18 protein-coding genes and 1 riboswitch are annotated in these 24,634 nt (G+C 71.3%); of the genes, 5 read left to right on the forward strand and 13 right to left on the reverse strand.

Annotated elements, in window-relative coordinates:
• Nucleotides 1–109: 109 nt before the first annotated feature.
• The 4 genes from BDW27_RS00380 to BDW27_RS00395 form a co-directional block, all read right to left on the reverse strand.
• Complete coding sequence (locus tag BDW27_RS00380; protein WP_110047771.1) at nt 110–1,507, reverse strand: GH1 family beta-glucosidase; 1,398 nt, start codon at nt 1,505–1,507, stop codon at nt 110–112.
• 190 nt (nt 1,508–1,697) lie between these two features.
• The gene (locus tag BDW27_RS00385; protein ID WP_110047772.1) at nt 1,698–2,552 is read right to left on the reverse strand and encodes a MetQ/NlpA family ABC transporter substrate-binding protein; all 855 of its coding nucleotides are present in this window, start codon (nt 2,550–2,552) and stop codon (nt 1,698–1,700) included.
• A 75-nt stretch (nt 2,553–2,627) separates the two neighbouring features.
• Nucleotides 2,628–3,359 carry a methionine ABC transporter permease gene (locus BDW27_RS00390; RefSeq protein WP_017546203.1) on the reverse strand — a complete coding sequence of 244 codons (732 nt, stop codon included), beginning with the start codon at nt 3,357–3,359 and terminating at the stop codon, nt 2,628–2,630.
• Nucleotides 3,356–4,312, reverse strand: a complete 957-nt coding sequence (locus BDW27_RS00395) for a methionine ABC transporter ATP-binding protein (protein WP_026129542.1) — start codon at nt 4,310–4,312, stop codon at nt 3,356–3,358. Before BDW27_RS00395 ends, BDW27_RS00390 begins: the two co-directional genes overlap by 4 nt.
• A 690-nt stretch (nt 4,313–5,002) precedes the next feature.
• Between BDW27_RS00395 and BDW27_RS00400 the strand changes: the two genes are divergently transcribed.
• Nucleotides 5,003–6,097, forward strand: a complete 1,095-nt coding sequence (locus BDW27_RS00400) for a hypothetical protein (RefSeq protein WP_110048073.1) — start codon at nt 5,003–5,005, stop codon at nt 6,095–6,097.
• Between the two features lie 606 nt (nt 6,098–6,703).
• Nucleotides 6,704–7,792, forward strand: coding sequence for a hypothetical protein (locus BDW27_RS00405; RefSeq protein WP_110047773.1), 1,089 nt, complete (start codon nt 6,704–6,706; stop codon nt 7,790–7,792).
• 80 nt (nt 7,793–7,872) lie between these two features.
• Here the strand turns inward: BDW27_RS00405 and metE are convergent, their stop codons facing one another.
• Complete coding sequence (gene metE, locus BDW27_RS00410) at nt 7,873–10,149, reverse strand: 5-methyltetrahydropteroyltriglutamate--homocysteine S-methyltransferase (protein ID WP_110047774.1); 2,277 nt, start codon at nt 10,147–10,149, stop codon at nt 7,873–7,875.
• Nucleotides 10,150–10,304: 155 nt separating this feature from the next.
• A riboswitch (cobalamin riboswitch) is annotated at nt 10,305–10,487 on the reverse strand.
• A gap of 249 nt (nt 10,488–10,736) precedes the next feature.
• Here metE and BDW27_RS00415 point away from each other — a divergent pair.
• Complete coding sequence (locus BDW27_RS00415) at nt 10,737–12,275, forward strand: polysaccharide deacetylase family protein (RefSeq protein WP_110047775.1); 1,539 nt, start codon at nt 10,737–10,739, stop codon at nt 12,273–12,275.
• 138 nt (nt 12,276–12,413) lie between these two features.
• Entirely contained in the window at nt 12,414–13,949 is a 1,536-nt protein-coding gene (locus BDW27_RS00420; RefSeq protein ID WP_370446397.1) for a polysaccharide deacetylase family protein, read from the forward strand.
• 64 nt (nt 13,950–14,013) lie between these two features.
• Here BDW27_RS00420 and BDW27_RS00425 read toward each other — a convergent pair whose 3' ends face one another.
• The 4 genes from BDW27_RS00425 to BDW27_RS00440 all read right to left on the reverse strand — a co-directional run bounded on the left by BDW27_RS00425 (nt 14,014) and on the right by BDW27_RS00440 (nt 18,570).
• Nucleotides 14,014–15,153 (reverse strand): quinone-dependent dihydroorotate dehydrogenase, encoded by a 1,140-nt coding sequence (locus tag BDW27_RS00425; RefSeq protein WP_017546210.1) that lies wholly within the window; start codon nt 15,151–15,153, stop codon nt 14,014–14,016.
• Nucleotides 15,150–16,073 (reverse strand): proteasome assembly chaperone family protein, encoded by a 924-nt coding sequence (locus tag BDW27_RS00430; RefSeq protein ID WP_017546211.1) that lies wholly within the window; start codon nt 16,071–16,073, stop codon nt 15,150–15,152. The genes BDW27_RS00425 and BDW27_RS00430 overlap by 4 nt, the downstream gene beginning before the upstream one ends.
• Before the next feature lie 191 nt (nt 16,074–16,264).
• On the reverse strand, nt 16,265–16,603 hold the full coding sequence (locus BDW27_RS27635) for a helix-turn-helix domain-containing protein (protein ID WP_233515573.1): 339 nt from the start codon (nt 16,601–16,603) through the stop codon (nt 16,265–16,267).
• A gap of 200 nt (nt 16,604–16,803) precedes the next feature.
• Complete coding sequence (locus BDW27_RS00440) at nt 16,804–18,570, reverse strand: ABC-ATPase domain-containing protein (RefSeq protein WP_110047777.1); 1,767 nt, start codon at nt 18,568–18,570, stop codon at nt 16,804–16,806.
• Between the two features lie 350 nt (nt 18,571–18,920).
• On the opposite strand from BDW27_RS00440, the gene BDW27_RS00445 reads away from it, so the two are divergent.
• Entirely contained in the window at nt 18,921–20,162 is a 1,242-nt protein-coding gene (locus BDW27_RS00445) for a glycosyltransferase (protein WP_110047778.1), read from the forward strand.
• Nucleotides 20,163–20,755: 593 nt separating this feature from the next.
• On the opposite strand, the gene BDW27_RS00450 is transcribed toward BDW27_RS00445, so the two are convergent.
• From BDW27_RS00450 to BDW27_RS00465, 4 genes are all read right to left on the reverse strand, one after another.
• On the reverse strand, nt 20,756–21,178 hold the full coding sequence (locus BDW27_RS00450) for a hypothetical protein (protein WP_110047779.1): 423 nt from the start codon (nt 21,176–21,178) through the stop codon (nt 20,756–20,758).
• A 12-nt stretch (nt 21,179–21,190) separates the two neighbouring features.
• The gene (locus BDW27_RS00455; RefSeq protein WP_017546219.1) at nt 21,191–21,979 is read right to left on the reverse strand and encodes a PhzF family phenazine biosynthesis protein; all 789 of its coding nucleotides are present in this window, start codon (nt 21,977–21,979) and stop codon (nt 21,191–21,193) included.
• Between the two features lie 68 nt (nt 21,980–22,047).
• Nucleotides 22,048–22,488: an Lrp/AsnC family transcriptional regulator gene (locus tag BDW27_RS00460; RefSeq protein ID WP_017546220.1), complete on the reverse strand. Its 441-nt coding sequence runs from the start codon at nt 22,486–22,488 to the stop codon at nt 22,048–22,050.
• Nucleotides 22,489–23,171: 683 nt separating this feature from the next.
• Nucleotides 23,172–24,029 (reverse strand): hypothetical protein, encoded by an 858-nt coding sequence (locus tag BDW27_RS00465; RefSeq protein WP_017546221.1) that lies wholly within the window; start codon nt 24,027–24,029, stop codon nt 23,172–23,174.
• Between the last annotated feature and the right edge of the window lie 605 nt (nt 24,030–24,634).

The following is a 24,634-nucleotide window of genomic DNA, read 5'->3' on the forward strand; positions in this document are numbered from 1 at the left end:
CGGTCTCCCGGACGGCGGTTGTGTGTGCGCTCGGGCACGGGTCGACCCGAGCGTTCGTGGGGCGCCCGTACGACGGGCCCCACGGACACTCGGGTCGACCGCAGGTGGTCTACCTCTCGGGGAACCGGCCGGTCCTGGCCAGCTCCGCGTACCAGTGCCCGGTGTCCTTGACCACGCGCTCCTGCGTCTCGTAGTCGACGTGGACGATCCCGAACCGGCGGGAGTATCCCCATGCCCACTCGAAATTATCCAGAAGTGACCAGGCGAAGTAACCGCGCAACGGCACCCCGGCGTGGATCGCCTCCCTCGCGGCCCGCAGGTGCCCCTCGTAGTAGTCGGTGCGGTCGGGGTCGTGGACCGCGCCGTCCTCGCTGACCGTGTCCTCGAACGCGCACCCGTTCTCGGTCACGTACAGGTCGACGCCGCCGCTCTCCCCCGCCAGCCGCTGGAGGACGTCGTACAGGCCGGTGGGGTCAATCTCCCAGCCCATGTGGGTGACGGGCAGCCCCTGGGAAACGTGCACCTCGTCGGGACCAGCGCCCAGCCAGGCGTCGCCGTCACCACTGACCAGGGCGGGGTCGATGCCCTTGGCCGAGCCCGCGACGAACTCGGGCGAGTAGTAGTTGACTCCCAGGAAGTCCAGGGGCGTGGAGATGGTCTCCAGGTCGCCCTCAAGCACGAACGAGAAGTCGCTGATGTCGGCGAGGTCGGCCACGACGTCGGCGGGGTAGGAGCCCTTGAGCAGGGGGTCGGTGAAGATGCGGTTGCGCACGCCGTCCGCGCGGCGCGCCGCCCGGGCGTCGGCCGCGTTGGCGCCGTGCGGCCGGATCACCGCCTGGTTGTGCGCCAGGCCGATCTTCGAGGGGTGGCCGGTGGAACGGATCGCCTCGGCGGCCAGGCCGTGGCCCAGCAGCAGGTGGTGGGTGGCCGCCAGGGCGGCCGCGGCGTCCCGGCGGCCGGGGGCGTGGTGGCCGTTCTCATAGCCGAGGAAGGCGGCGCACCAGGGTTCGTTGATGGTCATCCAGTGGGTGACGCGGTCCCCGAGGGCCTCCGCGACCACCCGCGAGTAGTCGGCGAAGCGGTAGGCGGTGTCCCGGGCGGGCCAGCCTCCGGCGTCCTCGAGGGGCTGGGGCAGGTCCCAGTGGTAGAGGGTGGCCCAGGGCTGGGTGCCCGCTTCCAGGAGGCTGTCGACCAGGCGGTCGTAGAAGTCGATCCCGGCCTGGTTCACGGGGCCGGTGCCGTCGGGGACGACGCGCGGCCAGGCGACGGAGAAGCGGTAGGCGCCGAGGTTGAGGCGCCGCATGAGGGCTACGTCCTCGGCGTAGCGGTGGTAGTGGTCGTCGGCGGGGTCACCTGTGTCCCCGTTGAGGACCTTGCCGGGGGTGTCGGCGAAGGTGTCCCAGATGCTGCGGCCTCGACCGTCGGCGGTGGTGGCGCCCTCGATCTGGAAGGAGGCGGTCGCCGCCCCCCAGAGGAAGCCTTCGGGGAAGTCGTTGGGGTTGCTCACTGCTTCGGTACGCACCTTCCGTGGCGGGTGGATCGCTTGGGAGCGCTCCCAGTCACCGAAGCAGACACCCCCTCGTGAGTCAACGGAGTCACCCCGCCCCGAGATTCAACCGTTACGCTCCCTCCCCGCAAGCGGACGGCCCCGGCGGGGTGTCCCACCGGGGCCGATCGCGAGGCACGGGAGGCCCGGACTAGTCCGAGCCGGGCCCGACCGGGACCACGATGCCCTGCCAGCGCTCCTCCATGAAGTCGCGCACCTCCTGGCTGTGCAGGAGGTCGTTGAGCCGGACCAGGTCCTCCGACTCCACGTCCTCCGTGCGTACGACCAGACCGTTGGCGTACGGGTTGTCCTCGGTCTCCTCCCAGGCCAGCGCGTTGGCGGTCTCGGGCAGGTCCGCCTCCAGGGCGTAGTTGCCGTTGACCACGGCCGCGTCCACGTCCTGGAGGGAGCGCGGCAACTGGGCCGCCTCCACCGGAGTGATCGTGACGTCCAGAGGGTTGTCCTCGATGTCGGACTCCGTGGCCTGGCCGTCCGTGCCGTCGGCCAGGGTGATCACGTCCTGCTCCTCGAGCAGGCGCATGGCCCGGTCCATGTTCGAGGCGTCGTTGGGCACGGCGATCTTCGCGCCCTCGGGGAGGTCGTCCAGGTCCGCGAGGTTCTCGGAGTACAGGCCGAAGGCCTCCAGGTGCACGTCGGCCACGTAGGACAGCTCGGTGCCCGGGTTGCCCTCCAGGTACTCCTCCAGGAAGGGGACCGTCTGGTAGTAGTTCGCGTCCAGCTCGCCCTCGGCCAGGGCCGCGTTCGGCTGGTTGTAGTCGGTGTACTCGACCACCTCGACGGCCAGTCCGGCGTCGGCCGCCAGCTCGTCGTTGACGAACTCCAGGATCTCCGCGTGCGGCAGCGGGGTGGCGCCGACCCGCAGGGTCACGACGCCCTCCTCACCGCCGTCGTCGGCCGCCCGCTCACTGGGGCTTCCGCAGCCCGCCAGCAGGACCGCCGCCGCACCGGCCGCGGCGACCCCTCGCAGCACGTTCGTCCCTGTCATCGATGTCTCCTTGCCGTTGGTTCCGTATCGCTCTGGAGGGGGGCGAGGGGGTCGTGTCGGGGGGTGGGGGCCGGGTCAGCGCCGGGACAGCCTGCGCACGAGCAGGTCGCCCAGGCTCTGCGCGACCTGCACGATCACGATCAGCAGGATCACGGTGGCCCACAGGTAGTGGTCGTTGAAGCGCTGGTAGCCCTCGCGGATGGCGAGGTCGCCCAGCCCGCCGCCGCCGATGGCACCGGCCATCGCGGAGTACGAGATGAGCGTGACCACGGTCATCACCAGACCGGCGATCAGACCGGGCATGGCCTCGGGCAGCATCACCTTGCCCACGATGGTGAACTTGCGGGTGCCCATCGCGTGCGCGGCCTCGACCACCCCGCGGTCGACCTCGCGCAGGGAGGTCTCCACCAGTCGGGCGAAGAACGGGATGGCGCCGATGCTGAGCGGCACGATCGCGGCTGTGGGGCCCAGGGTCGTGCCGACCAGGAAGCGGGTCAGGGACAGCACCGCCACCATGAGGACGATGAAGGGCAGCGAACGGCCGATGTTGACGATGGCGCTGAGCACGGCGCGCACCGCCGGGGCCGGGATGAGGCCGCCCCTGTCGGTGGCCACCAGGAGCACACCCAGCGGCAGGCCGACCAGGACGCTGAAGACGGTCGCCCACCACACCATGTAGATGGTGTCCTGGGTGCCGAGCCACAGGCTGGGCCACATGTTGGGCCAGTCCGCGAGGAAGTCTCCGATGGCGGAGACCGCGTTGCCCTCCTGGGCGAGGACGAGGACGTCGGCGGGGTTGATGGTCACTTTCCGGCCTCCTCGACCAGCAGGCCGTGCTCGGACAGGTAGCTGAGCGCCTCACGGCGGCGCTCCCCGCGCATGTCGACGCTGAGGCGTCCCACGGACTGCCCGGCGACCTGTTCCACGCCGCCGCCGAGGATGTTGACGTCCACGTCGAAGCGGCGGGTGAGTTCGGACATGAAGGGCTCGTCGAAGGAGCGCGGGTAGGTGATGACCACGCTCTGGGGGCCGCCGTTGTCCGGCAGGGGGAAGAGGGAGCGAGCCAGGAGGGACCCCGGGGTGCCGATGAGGTCCAGCACGCGGCCGGACTCCAGGAACTCGCCGTTCTCCATGATCGCCGCCGAGTCGCAGATCCGCTTGATCACGTCCATCTCGTGGGTGATCAGCAGGATGGTCAGGCCCAGTTCGTCGCGCAGGCGGCGCAGCAGGGCCAGGATCGAGTCGGTGGTGGCGGGGTCCAGGGCCGAGGTGGCCTCGTCGCTCAGCAGGACGTGGGGGTCGGAGGCCAGGGCGCGGGCGATGCCCACGCGCTGCTTCTGCCCGCCCGAGAGCTGGGAGGGGTAGGCGCGCGCCTTGTCCCCCAGGCCCACGAGTTCCAGGAGTTCGCCCACCCGGGTCGCGCGCTTGGAGCGGGAGACCCCGGCGACCTCCAAGGGGAAGCCGACGTTGCCCGCGACCGTGCGGGAGGAGAGCAGGGCGAAGTGCTGGTGCACCATGCCGATCCCCCTCCGGGCCGCGCGCAGGCGGGAGCCGCGAAGGGAGGTGAGTTCCTCGTCCCCCACGCGCACGGTGCCGCTGTCGGGGCGTTCCAACAGGTTCACCGAGCGCAGGAGGGTGCTCTTGCCCGCACCGCTCTGGCCCACGACCCCGAAGATCTCGCCGGACTCGACATGCAGGTCCACCCCGTTCAGGGCGTGCACCTGGCGTTTCTTCAACCTGTAGGTCTTGTGTAGACCCACTGCGTCAATCACGGTTTTCCCATCGACGTCTGGCGGTGGTGTCCCGGAGACCGCTCGCGGACACAGGAGGGCTCTGGACTCAGCGTGGGTTTGACGCCCACACCCGAGCGTACGAAGCGCCCACCTGGCGGGCGGCGGCGACGCGCCGGTACGTCCGGCGGTCGCGGGGGGCGTGCGGAGGGCGGCCCCGGGGTGGCCCGGCGCGGGGCCGGACGGCTCGGTGTCAGAGGTGACTAACGGGGCATGCGACAGCGACCGCCGGGCAGCGGAACGCACCGCCGGGTGGTGTTCGCCGTGGTGGCGGGGGTCGCTTTGCCGTGCTCAGGAGCCTTCACGGCACCAACTCAACCATGGGTGACCGGGTCGGTTCAGCAAAATACTTGACCTGAATATGGTTATTTAGAACACATCGAGGCCTTTGTGGGAGAGACGTACCGTACTCTCCCACCCGAAAGTCCTCATGAGTGCCTACACTCATTACCGTCCCGTGACTCTTCATGGGCGCGCACGCGCCATGAGCACCGAGGGCAGCTGGCAGCCGCAGGCCGCCGCGCCCGCCCGGGAAAGACGATCAGACGCACCCACAGCGCCCGTGCCCGCAGGCAGGGGCGCGTGTGGGCCCGAGGAGACCACACCGTGCAGTTCGAGGACAGAGCACAGACCGAAGACACAGTGCGCCCCGGTGGTGCGGTGGGGTCCGGTCGTCCACGGGGCACCGCCGACGACCACGCGGACTTCTGGGCACCCGACCCCCCGGCCCGCACCCGGCGTGAGGCCCTGGCCGACCTGGCCGAGGGCGCGCGTGCGCTGTCCGTGTCGGCTGGGTCCGGGCTGGCGTCCCTCGTTCGTCCCGGTGGAGCGCGGGTGGCCGCGCTCTGCCTCTCCCTGGTCGCCGCCACGGCGTTGGTCCCCCTGTCCGCCTCGGCCGCCCCGGCCCCCGGGCTTCCGCCCCGGGAGCCGGAGAGCATGAGCGACCTCAAGTCCCGGGCCGCGACCCTGACGGAGGAGTACGAGGGCGAACTGCGGGACATGGAGGCGGTGATGGAGGAGGCCGAACGGGCGCAGGACCGCGCCGACGGCACCCGCAAGGAGGTCAAGGAGGCTCGCGACCAGGTGGTCTCCCTTGCGGTGGCCACCTACACCAGCAGCGGGATCGACCCGGCCATGTCGCTGTTCGTGGAGGCCGAACCGGACGAGGTCATCGATCGGGCCGTGGTCATCGACTACCTGACCACCACGAACCAGGAGAAGATCGACCACCTGAACCAGGCGCTCTCGCGCGACGAGGTGGCCCAGCAGAACGCCCAGGAGCGGCTGGACGAGGCCTCGGATGACCTCACCGAGCTGGAGGACCGCCGGTCGGAGGTGCACGTTCTGATCGCCGACCACCCGAACCAGCCCATGCAGTCGCACAACAGCATCACCCCCCGCACGGAACAGATGCGGGACCTGGTGATCGAGGAGTTCGGACGCGGCGACGACGTGGGCGGGGTCGGCTGTTACCGGCCCGACGGCGGCTTCGTGGTCGGCGAGCACCCCAAGGGCCGGGCCTGCGACTTCATGCTGGACCCGAACGGCGGCATGCCCAGCCAGGAGGAGATCGACCGCGGTTGGGCGATCTCGGAGTGGGCCATGGAGAACGCCGACGACCTGGGGATCATGTACATCATCTACCGCCAGCAGATCTGGGACGTGCGGCGCGGCGACGAGGGCTGGCGGGACATGTCCGACCGGGGCAACATGACCGAGAACCACTTCGACCACGTGCACATCTCGATGTTCTGACCCGGGGGCACCGGTGGCGGACACGTTCCCCCTGGCCGCTACCGGCCACGGGAGCCACACGACGCACACGGTGACGCGGTCCGGCGCGGTCTCACAGGTCAGGGGCGGGCTTCGGACCGCGCGTCCCGTGGGCAGCGGCCGTGCCGCCGACGCGCTCCAATACCCGAGGATTCGCCGCCCCGTCCATGCGAGGACATCACGATTAAGTCACGCAAATGACCAACTGGCGTGTCAGAAGCACGAAACGGTGACGATTCACCCTCCAACCCCAGGTCCGGCCTGCCCCGTTGACACCGGTCAGGGCTAAGATGCAAGGCGTCCCGACCCCTGGCCTGCGGGGAACCGACCCGCTGGCACCTCACGCGGCGGTCGGCGCCCCCGTTTGAACCGGGGACCTCCTCACGACACGGGGAACTCCCGCCCTCGCCCGTCCGCTCTCGCCCGCGGTCACGGCGTCCGAGGCGGGCCCACCTCCCCCACGGTTCCCCGTGCTGTCACCCACCCGGCGATCCGCCGGTGGCCAGATCACGGGAACTCGTGAGAACTCACGGGCGCCTACGTGCGCCTCACACATGACGGTCACCACATCACCGGGCGAGGGGAGCCATGAGCGAAAACGGACCTTACAACCAGCCACCGCAGAATCCTTACGGTGGCGGGGACGGCACCGGCGGACAGCCGCCCTACGGCCCGCCGCAGGGGAACCCCTACGGTGACGCCGCCACCGGCGGACAGCCCGGCTACGGCCAGGGGCCCTACCAAGGCGCCCCCGGCCACGACCAGAGCGGCCCCTACCCGGGTGCCCCCGGCCACGACCAGGGCATGTACGCGGGCGGCCAGCCGCCGTACGGCCCCGGGCCCGGCGGCCCCATGGGCCCGGGCGGCCCGATGGGCCCCGGCGGGTACCCGCCCGCGCAGCCGCCCCAGCAGGGCGGCGGCGGCAGCAAGGCCGGCCTGTGGGTGGTCATCGGCGGCGGCGTGGTCATCGTCGTCCTGGTGATCGCCGTGGTCATCATGCTCGTCACCAACGGCAACGGCGGCGAGGAGATCGCCTCCGGCCCCGACGAGACATCGGAGGTCACAGAAGAGGAGGAGCCCGCGGAGGAGGAGCCCGCGGAGGAGGACACCCCCGCCTCGAACGGCGCCCTCGGCGACCCGCCCCACGCCCTGCCCACCGAGCCCTGCGAGTCCTTCACCGACCAGGTGCAGACGGACTTCGTCCTCCGTGACAGCGGCAGCAAGTACGTCTCCGACAACACGTCGAGCTGCTCCAACCTCGGCGACCTCCCCGAGAGCAGCTCCACCGAGGGCTTCGGCTCGCTGGAGGTGGGCTTCAAGCTCCCCTACAGCGCCAGCGACTCCCCGGAGGCCGCCTCCGAGGACATCCAGTACACGCTGGAGCGCATCCGGGGCGACTCCGAGTCGGACCGCTACGACGCCGCGGACATCGAGGTGGACGAGGAGGTGGAGGGTCTCGGCAGCGAGGCGCACCTGGTCATCACCAAGTCCGACCTGCTCGGGGAGAAGCTCCCCGAGGCCAGCCTGCTGATGCGTCAGGACAACCTGATCATCACGGTGACCTACTACCTCGACACCACCCGGGGCGACCACGACAGCCTCGCCCTTCCGGACAACACCGAGGACATCATGGTCAACGCCGCCAACGAGGCGCTGGCCATCGTCGGGAACAGCTGACCGTCCGAGCCGCGTAGCGGCGAGGACACCGAAGGGGGCCGCGGCGACGCCGCGGCCCCCTTCCGTGCGTTCGGTCCCCGCTAGGGAAGGTCGGCGCGGACCCGGCGGGCCGCCTCGACCATGTTGCGAAGCGCCTGCTCGGCCTCCGCGTAGCCGCGGGTCTTCAGACCGCAGTCCGGGTTGACCCACAGGTTCCCGGCGTCCACGTGCGTGGCCGCGAGCCGCAGCGAGGTCTCGATCTCCTCGACCGAGGGCACCCGGGGCGAGTGGATGTCGTATACGCCCGGGCCGATGCCCCGCTTGTAGCCGCGCTGGCCCAGGGCCTCCACGAGCTCCATGCGCGAACGGGCCGCCTCGACGCTGGTGACGTCGGCGTCCAGCGCCTCGATGCCACCGACGATCTGGTTGAACTCCGAGTAGCACATGTGCGTGTGGATGGTGGTGCTCGCCGCCACCCCCGACGTGGCCAGGCGGAAGGAGTTCACCGCCCAGTCGAGGTAGGCCTGGCGCTGCTCCTCGCGCAGGGGCAGCAGCTCACGCAGGGCGGCCTCGTCCACCTGGATGTGGCGGATGCCCGCCCGCTCCAGGTCCGCGACCTCGTCCCGCAGGGCCAGGCCCACCTGGCGGGCGGTCTCGCCCAGCGGCTGGTCGGTGCGGACGAACGACCAGGCGAGCATGGTGACCGGCCCGGTCAGCATGCCCTTGACCGGCTTGTCGGTGCGCGACTGCGCGTAGGTGATCCACTCGACCGTCATCGGCTCGGGGCGCGAGACGTCGCCGAACAGGATCGGGGGACGCACGCAGCGCGAACCGTAGGACTGCACCCAGCCGCGTTCGGTGGTCGCGTAGCCCTCCAGCTGCTCGGCGAAGTACTGGACCATGTCGTTGCGCTCGGGCTCGCCGTGGACGAGGACGTCCAGGCCGATCTCCTCCTGGAGCGCGATGACGCGGTCGATCTCCGAACGCAGGGTGCGCTCGTACTCCTCCGTGGCCAGCTCGCCCCTGCGGTGCGCGGCGCGGGCGCGGCGCAGCTCGGCGGTCTGCGGGAAGGAGCCGATGGTGGTCGTGGTGAGCGTGACGTCGGTGGGAGCGCCGCGGTCCTCGGGACGCTCGTAGGCGTCCTGGCCCAGGGCGTCCAGGCGGGCGCGCACACGGGCGTCGGTGAACGACGGGTTCCCGGCGGCAGCCGCGTCGAACCCGGCGTCCTCGCCCTCGGTGAGGACCCGGCCGAGCAGGGCCACCTCCGCCGCCTTCTGCTTGGCGAAGGCCAGGGCCGCGCGCAGCTCGGGGGCGAGCGAGGTCTCGGCGTCCAGGTCGATCGGCACGTGCAGCAGCGAGCAGGAGGTGCTCACGGTCAGCTCGTCGGTGAGGGCGAGCAGGGTGCCCAGTTCCGCCACGGCGGCGGGCAGGTCCGTGCGCCACACGTTGCGGCCGTCGACGACGCCGGCGACCAGGCGGGTGGAGCCCAGGCCGGAGACGGCGGCCAGGTCCTCGACGCCCTCGGAGTCGGTGACGAGGTCGAGGCCGACGGCCTCCACCGGGGAGTCCTTGAGCACGCGCAGGGCGGCGGCGCCGATGGAGCCGAAGTAGGTGGAGACGAGGAGGGAGGGACGGTCGGTGAGGGCGCCCAGGCGCTGGTAGACGCGCTCCAGGTGGCCGACGGCGGCGCGGCCCTCGTCGGTGGCCAGGATCGGCTCGTCGAGCTGGACCTCGGAGGCCCCCGCGGCCCTGAGGTCGGCCAGGAGCCGGGCGTAGGCGTCCAGGAGCTGGTCGAGGAGCTCGATGGGCTCCCAGCCCTCGGGAGCGTCGTCGGCGGCCTTGGCCAGCAGGAGGAAGGTCAGCGGTCCGACCAGCACGGGGCGGGTCTGGAAACCGGCCTCGGAGGCCTCGCGGAACTCGGTGACGGGCTTGTCACCGACCAGGCGCGGCCGGGTGCTGGGAGAGAGCTCCGGGACGAGGTAGTGGTAGTTGGTGTCGAACCACTTGGTCATCTCCAGGGGCGGGGCGCCCTGCTCGCCCCGGGCGAGCGCGAAGTAGCGGCGCAGCTGCTCGTCCCGCTCCTCGGCCTGGGCCGGGGAGGAGAAGCGGGCGGGAACGAGGTCGAACAGGACCGCTGTGTCCAGGACCTGGTCGTAGAAGGAGAAGGTGTTGGACGGCAGGTCGTCCACGCCGGCCTCCCGCAGCTGGGCGTAGACGCCCAGGCGGAGTTCGGAGGCGACGGTGTCGAGCTCGGCGGCGGTGGTGTCGCCCTTCCAGTAGGACTCACTGGCACGCTTGAGTTCGCGGTCGGGGCCGATGCGCGGGTACCCGTGCACGGTGGAACGCACGGACGGCCCGGAGGCCGGGGTGCTGGGCATGGAGCTTCTCTCCCTCGTCGAAAGCCGGGTACCGGCCGCGAGGCGAGCGAGGACGCGGACACACCGAGGAACGCCTCGCGGCGCATGGCTGTCTCCGCCCTCGGCCCTCCCTCGGGGCACGGGACCACCGACGGCGCGGGCGCGCCGCCGGGCGGAGGCAGGTCTTCGGACTCGTGGGCTCCTCCGGCGCTACCGCCGGGCCTCCTACTGGTCGCCGCTTCCCGGTTTCCGACTTTTCCGGTCGGATCACCAGTGCTTATGACGACGTTCGTTCCCACTCACCGCTGCGGGGCAGTCCCGGACTCGCACCGGGTTCCCTCTTTCGACACGCAACGCCCGCCCCGGAGGGGTTCCGGGGTGACCAAGGGTGGAGCGTGTACCTTCCACGGGTGCAAGTATAGGGAGCGCCCCCTCCGCCCATGCACTCGGCGTGGCCCTTGCCCACTCGGCGTGAACCCGCGCCGGGACCCCGGCATCAGAACCGACAATCAGCGTTACGTGGGGGAGCGCTCCCCCTCCTCCCCCACGAACGTTCGTCTGACGATGAACGTGGAGAACCCCAGGTGAAGCAGCAAGACCGGCAGACCATGGCTCCCGACCAGCCCCTCCTCACGGTCGCGATCGCGATGGTCGTCCTTCTGGGGCTGGTGCTGTCGGCGTCCCGACCACCCGGCCTGTTGGAGGACAGTGCTCTGGCGGACAGCGACGGCGCTCAGTCGGCCGAGGACGGGGATCGGCTCCCGGCCACAGGCGAATTCGACCAACTGACCACGGTCTCCCCCGACGCGGTTCCCGGAACGGAGGAGGTCACTCTCGCCTATGAGGGTGGGGCGGACGTCTCCGTCACCTACCCGTCCATCCCGAACGCCGGTCCGCTGTCCGACTTCCTGGACCGCACCCTGACCGCCCAGGTCCACGCGTTCGAGGCGGCCAACCCCGGGGCGCGCGCGTTCCTCGGTGAGTGGGGGCTGACCGCGGCCGAGGACGGGATCGTCGGTGTGCGGATGACCACCACCGAGACGGACTCCGAGGAGACCCGGGAGGGCCACAGCACCTACTGGTACGAGGTCGACACGGGCGCGGTGCACGGCTCCAGCCACCTCCTCGCCGGACAGGCGGAGCTGGCCGAGCTCAACGAGCGGGTCCGCGAGGCGGTGTCCGACACCGACGCCGCGCCCTCGGCCCTGTATCCGATCAGCGCGCTGTACGACTCGGTGGGCTTCAACCCGGACGGCGACCTCGTGGTGGAGTTCGACGCCGGACAGGTCGCCCCCGTCAGCGCGGGCCGCGTGCACGCGGTGCTGCCCCGGGACGAGGCCGAGTCGCTGCTCTCCGACCTCGGGCTCCGGGTGCGCGAGGCCGCGACCACGGGCGTGCGCGAGTTCACGGTCTCGGACGCACCCGAGGCCGAGAAGGACGGCTCGTCCTCCCAGGCCGCTCCGGGTGTGCTGTCCCCGCGTGACGACTCCGTCGACTGCTCCGACCCGGCCGCCAAGTGTGTCGCCCTCACCTACGACGACGGTCCCGGCGGGGGCACCCCCGAACTGTTGGACGCCCTGGCCGCGCACGACGCCAAGGCCACCTTCTTCGTCACCGGCCTCCCGGTCGTCGAGCACCCGTGGGTGGTGCGGCGCACCTACGCCGAGGGCCACGAGGTGGCCAACCACACGCTGGACCACCCCAACCTGACCGAGCTCTCGAAGGGCGCGGCCCGCAAGAACCTGGAGGCGACGCAGGCCCTGGTGTACCGGGAGACCGGGTACACGATGGACCTGATGCGGCCGCCCTACGGGGCCACCGACGGCCAGGTCGCCGAGGTCACGGCGGAGCTCGGGCTGGCGCAGATCCTGTGGAGCGCGGACACCAACGACTGGCGGGACCGCAAGGCCAGCGTGGTGCGCAAGCGCGCGCTGGGCGACGCGGAGCACGGCGCGATCATCCTGATGCACGACATCCACCCCACGACGATCGACGCGTCGATCGACATCATCCGTGAGCTGGACGAACGCGGATACAGCATGGTCACGGTCTCGCAGCTGCTCGGCACCGCGGAGCCGGGCCGCACCTACGTCGACGGCCTCCCCGAGGAGGAGTCCGAGGAGGGCGCCCCGGACGGCTCGGAGTAGCCCGACCCGCCCGACCAGCGTCCCGGCCCCCGGGCCGGTGTCCACATGTGGACACCGGCCCGGGGGCCGTGGTGTTCTCCCCTATGTTGCTCCCAGCGACCGTGAGAGCACCCCCTAGAGGGACGAGGGAGTCGGGTTTTGGCTTCGAGGAGAGTTGGACCGGGCCGGGCCGTTCCCCCGCCCCGACCGGGCCGGGGGCACCCGTTCTGGCCGGGGACCGCGCTGGTGTTGCTTGCCCTCCCGCTGGCCGCCTGTGAGAACGGTGCCGTGAGCGTGGGCGCGGGCGATCCCCAACGGCTCACCGTGCTGGCCGACGAGGTCGGGGACGGTCTCGGTGAGTGGCGCGGCGACTCCGGGGACTTCACCGGCCATCCCCACGAGCCGGAGGGGGTGGAGGTCAGCGTCGCCTACCCGGAGTTCGAGGGCGCCGAGGCCTTCGCGGAGGATCTCGCCGCTCGGGTGGACCAGGAGGTCCGGGACTTTCGCGCCGGAACCCGCGATCCGGTGAGCCTGGACATCGGCTGGGAGCTGGTCGCCGCCGGGGACGGCGTCCTCGGGGTCCGGCTCGTCCGCACCGAGGAGGACATGCACGGGCTGCGGCAGGGCTACTCGACGTACTGGTACGACGCCCGCGACCGCACGGTCTCCTACTCCACCCAGCTCCTGCGCGGGCAGGAGGAGCTGGCCGAGCTCAATGCCATCGCGCGCGAGGACCTGGCCGACGACGAGGACGTGGACCCCGACGCGCTGCACCCGGTGCTGCGGACCTACGACTCGATCGGGTTCAACGCGTCGGGGGACCTCGTGGTGGAGTTCGACGACGGGCATCTGTCACCGATCGTCGACGGACACGTCCCCGACAGCTCCCCCGGGCGTAGAACCGTGGTGGTCGGGCACGAGGTGTCCGAGCCCCTGCTGTCGGGCCTGGGCGAGCGCGCCAGGGAAGCCTCCCAGGTGGCGGAGCCCGACCTCGACCTGCCCCCGCCCGCGTCCGGAGACGACGCTGACGGACCGCCGCCCGGGGTGGTCACCGCCGGCGACCCCGAGGTGGACTGCCGCGACGACGGGACCAGGTGCGTGGCCCTGACCTTCGACGACGGCCCGGTGGAGGCCACTCCGCACCTGCTGGACATCCTCGCCGAGGAGGAGGTGACCGCTTCCTTCTTCCTCAACGGCGGCCCGACCCTGACCCGGCCGAGCGTGCTGCGACGCGCCTACGCGGAGGGGCACGAGATCGCCAGCCACGGCGACGAACACGAGCACATGAACAAGATGGACCCCGAGCACCTGGCCGCGCAGACGGCGGCTGTGAGCGCGATGGTCCGGCGGCAGACCGGGTTCACGGTGGAGCGGTTCCGGCCGCCCTTCGGCGCCACCAATGACGACGTGCACGCGGAGATCGCCGCCCAGGACATGGCGGAGGTCGCGTGGACGGTGGACAGCCGGGACTGGGAGGGTCACGCTCCGGACGAGATCGTGGAGAACGTGGTGGCCGGGATCGAGCCGGGCGCGGTGGTGCTGCTGCACGACCCCCAGCCCGCCACACTGGCGGCGGTCCCGGAGATCATCGAGCGGCTGCGCGAGAGGGACTACGTGTTCGTGACCAGTGGTCAGGCCCTCGGCGGCACCGAACCCGGCAACGTCTACCCGCCCGACTGGGACGGCGACTGGTAGGGGCGGTTCCGCGAACGCCAGCGGGCGGCCGGTGGGGGTTCCCACCGGCCGCCCGCGTCGTCGGTCAGCTCGCCTCGGGGGTCTGCCTGACCACCGTGAGCGCGGGGGCCGGGGCGTCCGAGCCCACGGCCTCCTGGACGGACCGGTAGCCGGCGGCGCGGACCAGACGGACCAGGCCCCGGTGGATGCGGCGGGGCCACAGCGGACCACCGTAGATCAGCCCGGTGTACCCCTGGACCAGGGTGGCGCCCGCGCGGATGCGGGCCCAGGCGTCCTCGGGGGTCTCGATGCCGCCGACCGCGACCAGGGTGACCCGGTCACCCACACGGGAGCGCAGACGGCGCAGGACCTCCAGGGAGCGCTCCTTGAGCGGGGCGCCCGACAGGCCTCCGGCTCCGGCGGCCTCGACCTCGGTCTCCGGGGTGTCCAGCCCGGCGCGGGAGATCGTGGTGTTGGTGGCGATGATCCCGTCCAGGCCCTCGGCGAGCGCGAGGTCGGCGACGGCGTCGACGTCCTCGTCCGCCAGGTCCGGAGCGATCTTCACCAGCAGCGGCAGCTCGGGGCGTCCCGCCTCGGCCAGGGACGCGCGCACGGCGTTGACCAGGGGGAGCAGCTGCTCCACGCCCTGGAGGTTACGCAGGCCCGGCGTGTTGGGCGAGCTGACGTTGATGACCATGTAGTCGGCGAAGGGCGCCAGCCGCAGCGCGCTGAGGGCGTAGTCGGCGGGCGCGTCGGCCTCGGGCGTGACCTTGGTCTTGCCGATGTTGATCCCGAGCACGGGCCCGCGGCGCTGGTGGTGCAGGCGTTCGGCCACCAGTGCGGAGCCCTCGTTGTTGAAGCCCATGCGGTTCACGATGGCGCGGTCGGCCACCAGACGGAACAGCCGCGGCTTGGGGTTCCCGGGCTGGGGGTGGGCGGTCACGGTGCCCACCTCGACGTAGCCGAAACCCAGGGCCGCCAGGCCGCGCGGGCTCTCGGCGTTCTTGTCGAATCCGGCGGCCATGCCCAGCGGGCCGGGGAACTCACGGCCGAAGGCGTGCACGGTCAGCTCGGGTTCGCGCGGGCCCAGGACCCTGCCCATGGTCTCGGCCACGCCGGGGACCGCGGTGACGCCGCGCAAGGCGGCGAAGCTCAGCTTGTGCACCGTCTCCGCGTCCATGTGGCGCAGGACCGAGCTGAAGAGGATCTGGTAGAACACGGTCATCCGTTTCCGTCTCCCTCGCGTTCGGCGAGGAAGCGTTCGAGTTCCGCGCCGAGTTCGTCGGCGGTGGGCAGCCCCGTGCCGTCGTCGGACAGCGGGACCGGCCCGCCGCCCTCCTCAGAGCGCGAGGACATGATGTCGTCGTACTGGCGTTCCAGGTTGGCCACCACGCGCTGGACCTCCTCGGAGGCCGCGACCTGCTCGGCGATCTCCACGTCGGTGGAGGCGGCCACCTCCTCCAGCTCCTCGCTGGGCAGGGCGAGACCGGTCGCCCCGGCCACGTACTCCAGGGCGGCGATGGCCGCCCGGGGGTAGGTGGACTGGGCCAGGTAGCTGGGCACGTGGATGGCGTAGCCCACGAAGTCGTGGTCGTTCTCCCCGAGGCGGTACTCCAGCAGCGCGGACGCGCTGGCGGGCACCTCGACCCGGCCGATCCACGGGGTGTGTCCCTCGATCAGCTCGGGACGGGTGGAGTGCGGGGTGACCGTCACCGGCCGGGTGTGCGGCACCGCCATGGGGATGCCGTGGACACTGATGGAGAGCGAGACGGAGAACCGTTCCACGAGGCTGGACACGGCCGCGGTGAAGGCCTCCCACTCGCCGTCCGGCTCGGGGCCGTGCAGGACGAGGAAGGGGTGGCCCTCGGCGTCGCGCATCCGGTACAGCGCCAGCTTGGGCGGTGTGTAGTCGGTCCACACGTTCTCGACGAAGGTCATCTGTGGTCGGCGGCGGCGGTAGTCCACCAGGCGGTCGACGTCGAACGTCACGACCTGCTCGGCGGTGAACCGCTCGAACAGCGACTCGGACAACTGGCTGCCAGCGTTTCCGGCGTCGACGAAGCCGTCCAGACAGACGAGCATCACCAGCCCGGTGACGTCGTCGAAGCCGGGGTGGAGTTCGTACAGTTCTGCGGGGTCGCGCACCGGGTTCTCGTCTCCAAAACTGGTCGGGATCGCAGGGGCCGCGACGCACCCGTGCCGACCTGCCGGAGGGTTCCGAGGGGACCCGTGACGGGGTCGCTGTGCCCTGCTTTTCCACAATACCGACCCGGGGCGGGTGCGACCGGACCCCGTGGCCCCGGAGGTGACGACGCCCACACGTCCGGCCGCGGGGGTCAGAGGCGGCGGTGGACGGCCCGGAACCGCGAGGGCGGGATCGCGTAGAAGTCGACGAAGACCTGGCGGAGGGTCTCGGCGGAACCGAAGCCGCAGCGGGCGGCCACCTCGGTGACGGAGAGGGCGGTGGACTCCAGGAGGTCGGCTGCGGCCTCGGCCCTGGCGCGGCGGACCAGGTACGCGGGCCCCTGCGCCGCCCCGGGGTGTTCGCCTTCCAGGCCCCGGCGCTGGCGCTGTTCGGCGGCGCCGGGCTCCTCACCCTGGTCGTGGCCCCCGAGGCGGCGGTCGCGGTGGTCGCGGTCGGTCTGCTCGCGCGCGCCTGCTGGGACGCCGTGCACTGGTGGACCCGGAAGGTGATCTCCCGGTCGCTCGCCGAGTGGTGCATGGTCTACGACACCGCCGTGGGCGCCACGATCCTGGTGGTCCTTCTGGTCAGGGCGTTCTGAGGTCGCGACCGGGGCCCGGTCGCCCACCGGGCTTCCGGTCGCCACTCGCTCAGGCCCGGCTTCACCGGACACCGAGGGCGCAGCGCACGCCGTCAGCGTTGGCGGACCACTCTCAGGGTCCGCAGCCGGTTGAGGACGGCGCCGATCTCGTGTCTGCGCGGCAGGGCGTAGTCGCCGCCGAAGTCCGCACCGAGCAGGGTCACGCCCTCCTTGGCCAGGGTCTCCTCCAGGGAATCCAGGGCCTCGGCCACGGTCCTTTGGCCGTCCAGGTGCCGACCCCGGACCAGGGCGCGCAGGGCCAGACCGGCACCGGTGATCTGTCCGGGGTCCACGAACTGCTCCACCGAGCGCACGTCGATGTCGCCCTCCCCGTAGACCAGCACGTCCATGTCCCGGCGCTTGATCCGGCTCCGTCCCTTCGCGGTGTCGTCGTCCACCGACCCGGGGTCGACCACGCGGGCCCGGGGCAGGGTGAACGCGGCTTCGACACGGTCGTGTGCCAGGGTGCGGGCCTTCTCGGTGACGTCGTGCGGGTGGTAGGCGTCCAGCATGATCACCTGGTCGGCGACGTCGAAGTAGTCACCGCTGCCACCCATGACCAGGACCGTGGAGACCCGGTGGTCACGGTGCAGGGGTCGCACCAGGTCCACGAACGGCACCAGGGGTTCCCGGTCGCCGTGGACCAGGGCCTGCATGCGCTCGTCGCGGATCATCAGGTTGGTGGCGGTGGAGTCCTCGTCCACCAGCAGGGTGCGCGACCCGGCCTCCACCGCCTCGCAGATGTTGGCGGCCTGCGAGGTGGAACCCGAGGCGTTCTCGGTGCGGAAGTCGCGGGTGTCGGCGCCGGTGGGCAGGTTGCGCACGAAGGGGCTGACGTCCACCCGCTCCACGCCGCGCCCTTCCTCCGCCCGGATCTTGACCGCGTCCTCCCTGGTCACGACCTGTTCGCGGCCGTCACCGGGAACGTGGTCGTACACACCGCGCTCCAGGGCGTGCAGCAGGGTGGACTTGCCGTGGAAACCGCCGCCCACAATCAGGGTGATGCCTTCGGGTACCCCCATCCCGGTGACCGTGCCCGCGTGCGGGAGGTCCACGCTCACCCGCAGGCTCTCGGGTGCGGAGAAGGGAACCACGCCCTCCCCCGCCATGGGTTCGTCGCTCACGCCGCTGCGCCGGGGAAGGATCGCTCCGTCCGCGACGAAGGCGACCAGGCCGCGGTCGGCCAGGCCCGCCCTGAGGGCGACGGTGTCGGCCACGCTGTCGGCGAAGGCCACGGCCTCCGCCTCGTCGACCTCGTCCCAGTCGAGGTCGTCGACCAGCCCCGGAAGGGTGCGGCACAGCTCCCGCTCGGCGGTGCGACCGTCGATCCGGCGGCCGTGTCCGGGCAGGTTCACTCCGATCCGGAGGTCGAGGGCCCCGTCCTCGGTGACCTGGCACGAGGAGCGGGCGATGACCTCCTGGCCGCCGGTGTCGATCTTCAGCAGCGACCCCCGCAGCAGACGGCGGGCGCGCCGCCCGAGGTAGTCGGCGGTGGCCCGGCGGCGCACCGGGGCGGCGAAGGCGCTCGCGGGGATACCGGCGTCGGGACGCAGGACGCGGATGCGCGAGGGCGGCGCGAAGGGATCCGCCTGGACCCGCTCCACCGTCAGGGTGAAGTCACCGAAGTCCCAGTCGCCCTTGAGTGACTTGTAGCGGCCGTAGGAGGCGCCCTGCATCCGGAGGAGTTCCTCGGACAGGCGCGCCTCGTCCCGCACCCCTCGGATGGGTTCGGGTTCGGGCCTGCGGCCCCCGCCACCGCCGCGGCCACCGCCGCCCCCGCCGTACCGGCGCCCCTGGCCGTTCCCGCGTCGCTCCGTCATCACTTCCCCCGGTGTCGCTACGTACTGGTGCCCCCGCCAGATTAGGACTTCTGTGCGAATCCCGCTCCGACCCTGTGGACAACCGCGTCCGGGCCGGGCTGGCGCGGCCCGCCCCGACCCACCGGCGCGAGGCGCTCCGGCCCGGATCAGGTCGGCGGTACGGGCAGAACGTCCGTGAGGATCGCCTCGAACTCGTCGGGGCTCGGCATCGTCTCGCCCAGCAGGGAGTGCGGCAGGACGCCGTCGGACCACCCGAAGTGACGCACGCCACCCCACCCGGGGAGGACTTTGCCCGGCACCTCCCCGACGGCTAGGTTTCGGGGAGCCCCCTCTCCCGAGGAGTCCGCACCATGAGCACGGTCCTGTTCGCACCGGAAACCTTCAACCTCGCCGAGACGACACGGGCGATCGAGGTCGCACGTCGACTCCGAGGCCGGCACGAGTGCGTGTTCGCCGGGTACTCCGAGCGGTACGCGGGGCTGATCGAGGACGAGGGGTTCGAGTACCACCCGCTCTCCCCGGAGCTCACCGACGAACAGGCCGACCAGCTGATCCGCTTCGACCAGGGCCGTGGCGTGAGCCACCCCTTCACCCCGGAGAGGGTCCGGGCCCGGGTCCAGAGCGAACTGGCCCTGAACAAGCTGCTGCGGCCCTCGGCGACGGTCATCGGCACCACGCTGAGCCAGATGATCTCCGCACGCGCCAGCGGGGTCCCGCTGGTCTACGTCAAACCCTTCGCCTACTCGTGGCCGCACCTGCGCCAGGCCGACTCCCTGCCGCTCCTCCAGGAGAACCGCCGCCTGTCCCGGGCGGTCAACACCGGCGCGGCGCTACTCCTTCGCGAGGCCGCCCGGTACACCACCCACAAGCCCGGCGGCTTCTCCAGGGTCGCCCGCGAGTACGGGGTGCGACTCCCCCGCCGAACCGTGGAGGCCCTGGACGGGGACCTCAACCTGGTCGCCTCGATCTCCGGTTGCCTGCGCCCCTACCGGCTCCCGCCCCACTACCGCTGGGTGGGCCCGGTCTACGCGAGGCTGCCCCTGGAGGTTCCCCCGGAGGTGGAGCACCTGGTGAAGACCGCCCGCGGGGCCGACCGCCGGGTCGTCTACTTCGCGATGGGCAGTTCCGGGAACCGCGACATCGTCCTGAGGGTCCTGCGCGAACTGTCCCGGCTGCCCGTCACGGTGATCGCCCCGGTCGCCCGCTACCTGGAGCCCGGTGACCAGGAGCGACTCGGACCCCACGTGCACGTGTTCGACCTGCTGCCCGCCCACCGGCTCGGCGACCTCGTCGACGCCTCGGTCATCCACGGGGGCGAGGGCACCGTGCAGACCGCCGTCGCCTCCGGGAAACCGTTCCTCGGTATCGGACTCCAGCTGGAGCAGCGTTGGAACGTCGCCGAGTGCGTCCGCTTCGGCAACGCCGTGGGACTCACTCCCCACCAGGCAGAGGGGGAACGGCTCCGCCGAGCCCTGGAGTCCCTGCTCCGCGACCCCCGCCTGCGTGCCCGAGCCGAGGAGCTCCAGCACCGTCTGGCCGGCGTCGACGGAGCCCGGAACGCCGCCGACCACATCCACGAACTCGTTTCCTGACCCCGCGCGTCGAACCCGTCCCCGCACTCGGTGACAGCACCCCGGTAACCCTGGATACCGAGACCTTCCTACGGACCCGGGCCGACCACGACGGCACGAAGACCCCGGGCGACCTCCTCCAGCAGGAGACGGCCCTGGTCCCCGGTGGGCTGCGCGCCACCGACGTTCCCGGGGGCACGGTGCATCCCGGCTGCTGTCGGGCGAGCTGTCCACGACGGCCCAGGCGCAGGCCGCCAGGGACCGGATCAACGGGGAGGGGTCTCGCGGAGATCGGGGGCGTGGTTCCCCCGGATGATGGACCGGCCCGGTGTCGACGTGCCCTGAGGGCTCCCGGGCCTCTGGGGTCGAGCCGGGTACGGGGTTCTCGGCCCGACCACCAGAGGGCGACGGCCGGGCAGGAGGGGGTCCAGCACCGACCGACGGGGAGGACGCGGCCCGTCCGGAATCAAGGGGCGCTCCGGTCGGGCCGCTGTCCCGACACCTCCACGGAGGGGGGTGGGGGGTGTCGTGGAACTATTCTTACCGGACCCGGGACGGCCGCACGGGGAAATCCGGGAATTCGGCGGGATCGGCTTCCCCATGGGTGGTGTGTATCAGGCGAAAGCCGCACGGAACGCTCGGTCGTGCGGGTCCACGGGGTCGTCGGCCAGGTCCCCCACGAACACCGCCACGAGGTGTCCGCCCCGCTCTTCGACGTCCGCGAGCAGCCGCCGCCACTCAACCAGGTTGGGGTGCCGGAGCTCCGTGCAGGCCGCGGCGGGCGCCAGGGCGTCGACGGCCGCTGTGAGGCGCGCGGGCGTGAGTTCGTGGGTGGCGGTGCCCGAGGTGTGCCCGCACTCGATCGCCAGCACGATGGCGGGCAGGGGGCTCGTGCCGACGTTGGTCAGCCCGAAGAGCGTCCGGCCGTCCCGGTGCACGCCGACCCCGTAGGCCGCCGGACGCCGCCATCCGGGGTGGCCCGCCTCCAGCCGCTCGCGGGCGGCGTTGATCTCTTCCCTGGTGGCCCACTGCTCCATGGGGGTTCTCCTCTACAGGTTCAGGTCGCCGGTGGCGACGGTGACGGCGTCGCCGCCGATGTGCACGCGGTCCCCGTCCAGGCGCAGGTGCAGGTCACCGCCGCGGCGGGAGGCCTGGCGGGCCAGGAGCTCGGTACGGCCCAACCGCGCGGCCCAGTGGGGGGCGATGACGGTGTGCGCGGACCCGGTCACCGGGTCCTCCGGGACGCCCATGGCCGGGGCGAAGCACCGGGACACGGTGTCGTATCCGCGGTCACCGGGCGCGGTGGCGATCACCATGCGGGCGGGCAGGGCCCGGATGGCGGTGGGATCGGGGTCCAGGGCACGGACGGTGGCGGCGTCGGCGAGTTCGACGAGGAGGTCGTTGTTGCCGCCGATCCCGGTCCACCGGGGTTCGGCGCCCAGGGCCGCGGCCAGTCCGTCCGGGGCGTCGGCGGGGGCCGCGGGGCGGGCGGGGAAGTCCATCCAGAGCCTGCCGTCCCGGTTCTGCACGGTGAGGACGCCGCTGCGGGTACGGAAGCGGATCGGCCCCCGCTCTCCGAGTTCGGTGAGGGCGTGCGCGGTGGCCAGGGTGGCGTGGCCGCACAGGTCGATCTCGGTGACCGGGGTGAACCAGCGCAGTTCGAAGTCCGCGTCGGGGTCGTCGATCCGGCGCGCGAACGCGGTCTCGGAGAGGTTGAACTCGGCGGCGATCCCCTGTGCCCACGCGTCGGGGTAGGTGTCGTCCAGTACGAGGACGGCCGCGGGGTTCCCCGCGAGGGGTCGGTCGGTGAAGGCGTCGATGACGCGGTACTCGGGCATGGGTCCATTCTTCCAAGTGGAGCCGGTCCGCCAAGGGCCACCGGAGGGTGAAGTGGACCCCATCCCGACTACTGGAGGTGGGGTTCGTCCAGGATGAACATGGTCTGGGTGCTCTTCACCTCGGGCAGGCGCTGGAGCCGTTCCAGGACGAAGGTGCGCAGGGCTGCGGCGTCGGCGACCCGGACGAGGAGCAGGAGGTCGACGTCGCCGGAGACCAGGGCGGCGTGGTCGACCTCAGGGATGTCGCGCAGGTAGCCCCGGAACCTCTCCCAGGAGTGCTGTTCGATCCGTACGGAGACGTAGGCGGAGAGCGCCGTGCCGTACTTCTCGGGGTCGATGACGGCGGTGAATCCCCTGATCACACCTTCGTCGCGCAGGCGTTCGAGGCGGGAGTAGGCGTTGGCGCGGGAGATGTGCGCGCTCTCGGCGACGGCACGGATCGACATGCGGCCGTCGTCGCGCAGGAGGGCGATGATCCGGCGGTCGGTGTCGTCCAGCTGCACGGCCACTTGTCTTACCTCATACCGTCCGCGTCGTGGACACAACAGATGAACTGTGGTGGAAGGCGTCCTACCGAGCAGTTCGTCCAGCATCCGCCCGGGAGCATCGACAATATGGGGTGATTCGCCTCATATTCAAGACATGAAGCGCTCCGATGATCGGTGTCGTCCGGCTCCTCCTCGGAACCGGACGCCCGAGAGACCGGCCTCATGGGGACCGGCTCCACACTGACCACCGTGTCGGGCGCACAGGGCGGCTCCGCACCCGCGGGCGGCAACGGCGCCGCCGGAAACGAGGCGGGTCGGGCTCCGTCCTGGTGGGTCACGGCGCGAGTGAGGGCACGCGGCCACGCGCCGCCGTGTCCACGGGTCGGGCGGGCCCTCCGCGTCAAAGGCGACCGGAGGACCGCTGACCTGACCACCGTGCGGGCGACCGCGGTGCGGCGGTCGACCGGACGCGTGGAGCACCGCGGCTGTCGCAGGGAGGGCTCTGACCGCTCGGCCCCGGCGGGCGCACACAGCGCAGGGGCCGCGATCGACGATCGCGGCCCCTGGCCTACCCACACCCCCAGGGTCTGCGCCCTACGGGAGTCTCATTGTTTCCCCCCGCCAGGAGGAACACCTGGCCTAGCGGACTCCCGAGGTCACGGATGACCGGGGTGGGTCCGGGGGTTGTCGCGGAACTGCCGGGACTAGCGCCCGAGCAGCTTGTCGAACAGCGTGGCGATGCCGTGACGACCGTTGCTCTCGGCCATCAGACCCTTGTCGCCCTCGTCCTCGGCACCGGCGTGGGCACCGGAGGGACGGCGGGTCCAGGCGAAGAACAGCGCGATGAGGATCGCGGGGATGATCGCCAGGCTCAGCAGACCGGCGGCGGAGGGGGTGCCCTCGGCGCCCGTCAGCCCGAAGCCGGTCAGGTCGTTGGCCGCGGTCTCGGCGGTCACGCCGGTGTCCTCGTCCTCCTGCTCGGCGGCGGCGGGAGCGTCGTCCTGCTGCTCCTCCTCCTTGGCGGTCTCCTCGGAGGCCTCGTCGGAGGTGTCCTCCTTGGCGGCCTGCTCCTCGGCCTGCTCCTCCTCGGCCGTCTCCTCCTCGGGGAGGTACTCGGCCGGGACGTCGGAGACCGCGTTCTCGCACTTGTTGCCGGACTGGTTGAACGGGTGGGGAGCACCTTCGGTCCCGTTACCGTCGCCCCACTCGGTGATGAAGTACTCGACCTCAGCGTGGCCGTTGCCACCGCTGACGACGAGGGAGTCCTTGTCGAAGCTCTCGCCCATCATGTCGGCGAAGGTCTCGCCGTCGATGTCCAGGAGAACGTCGCAGTTCTCGGAGGGGATACCGGGACCGCGGTCACCGATGAAGAACTCGTACTCTTCACCCTCGTAGACGATGAATCCCTCGGTGCCCAGCGGCCAGCTGGGGCTGGAGAACAGCCCCTTCTGCATGGGTTCACCACCGGCGGGCATCCCGGTGTCTCCGTTGATGCCGGAACCGTCGTCCCAGAAATAGGTCGCGGTGACTTCGCCGTACTGAATGGGAGTGTCGTTGCTCATGAAGTGATAGCCAGGTTGACGACAGAAGCCGAGAAGACCGGGCCATGACGTGTCGGGGCACGCGGACGTAAAGGGGTCCGTGTTCCGGACGAGTGTCGTGTCATGGCACGCCCCGCGTCGCTGGCGGCGAGTGGCGGGGTGGGAACGGGGGGCCGGATCGGCTCCGCCGGACAGCTGCGCGTGGATTCGCGCTGCTCGTTCCCGAGAGAAATGAAGAGGTCTCGATTCCCTTTCGGCTCGCAGGCCGGTCAAGGGCTCGGCACCGGATCGCTAAAGGTCCATAACGAACCGGTCACGAAGGACACTAACCCAGGGTTTGGCAAAGTGCCGAAGGATCGCGAGTAAAATGACGCGGCGTGTTTTGCAGAACACGCAACGACGTCACTGGCTAAGAACCCGCAGGTCACGGGATCGCCCTGACAGCAGGGGTTCGCGGGCCCGACCGGGGACAGCAGGCGGGCTCGCGAGTGGCGCTCGTCATAAACCAGAACGAACGCAGATGGGTCGCCTCAGAACCGCCCGAAGGGCCACGGACCAGCCGAAAGGTCACGAAGGACCGGACCGCGAAGGCGCGGACCGGAGGCCCGGTGGGGACGGCACACAGG

It is taken from the genome of Nocardiopsis sp. L17-MgMaSL7, from assembly GCF_003182025.1.
GTDB classification, from domain to species: domain Bacteria; phylum Actinomycetota; class Actinomycetes; order Streptosporangiales; family Streptosporangiaceae; genus Nocardiopsis; species Nocardiopsis prasina.

Excerpts from the sequence above, each read along its gene's own strand:
- BDW27_RS00385 (WP_110047772.1), bottom strand. The coding sequence starts at position 2,552 with ATGACAGGGACGAACGTGCTGCGAGGGGTCGCCGCGGCCGGTGCGGCG.
- BDW27_RS00405 (WP_110047773.1), top strand. The coding sequence starts at position 6,704 with ATGAGCGAAAACGGACCTTACAACCAGCCACCGCAGAATCCTTACGGT.
- metE (WP_110047774.1), bottom strand. The coding sequence starts at position 10,149 with ATGCCCAGCACCCCGGCCTCCGGGCCGTCCGTGCGTTCCACCGTGCAC.
- BDW27_RS00415 (WP_110047775.1), top strand. The coding sequence starts at position 10,737 with ATGGCTCCCGACCAGCCCCTCCTCACGGTCGCGATCGCGATGGTCGTC.
- BDW27_RS00425 (WP_017546210.1), bottom strand. The coding sequence starts at position 15,153 with ATGACCGTGTTCTACCAGATCCTCTTCAGCTCGGTCCTGCGCCACATG.
- BDW27_RS00440 (WP_110047777.1), bottom strand. The coding sequence starts at position 18,570 with ATGACGGAGCGACGCGGGAACGGCCAGGGGCGCCGGTACGGCGGGGGC.
- BDW27_RS00445 (WP_110047778.1), top strand. The coding sequence starts at position 18,921 with ATGAGCACGGTCCTGTTCGCACCGGAAACCTTCAACCTCGCCGAGACG.
- BDW27_RS00450 (WP_110047779.1), bottom strand. The coding sequence starts at position 21,178 with ATGGAGCAGTGGGCCACCAGGGAAGAGATCAACGCCGCCCGCGAGCGG.
- BDW27_RS00455 (WP_017546219.1), bottom strand. The coding sequence starts at position 21,979 with ATGCCCGAGTACCGCGTCATCGACGCCTTCACCGACCGACCCCTCGCG.
- BDW27_RS00465 (WP_017546221.1), bottom strand. The coding sequence starts at position 24,029 with ATGAGCAACGACACTCCCATTCAGTACGGCGAAGTCACCGCGACCTAT.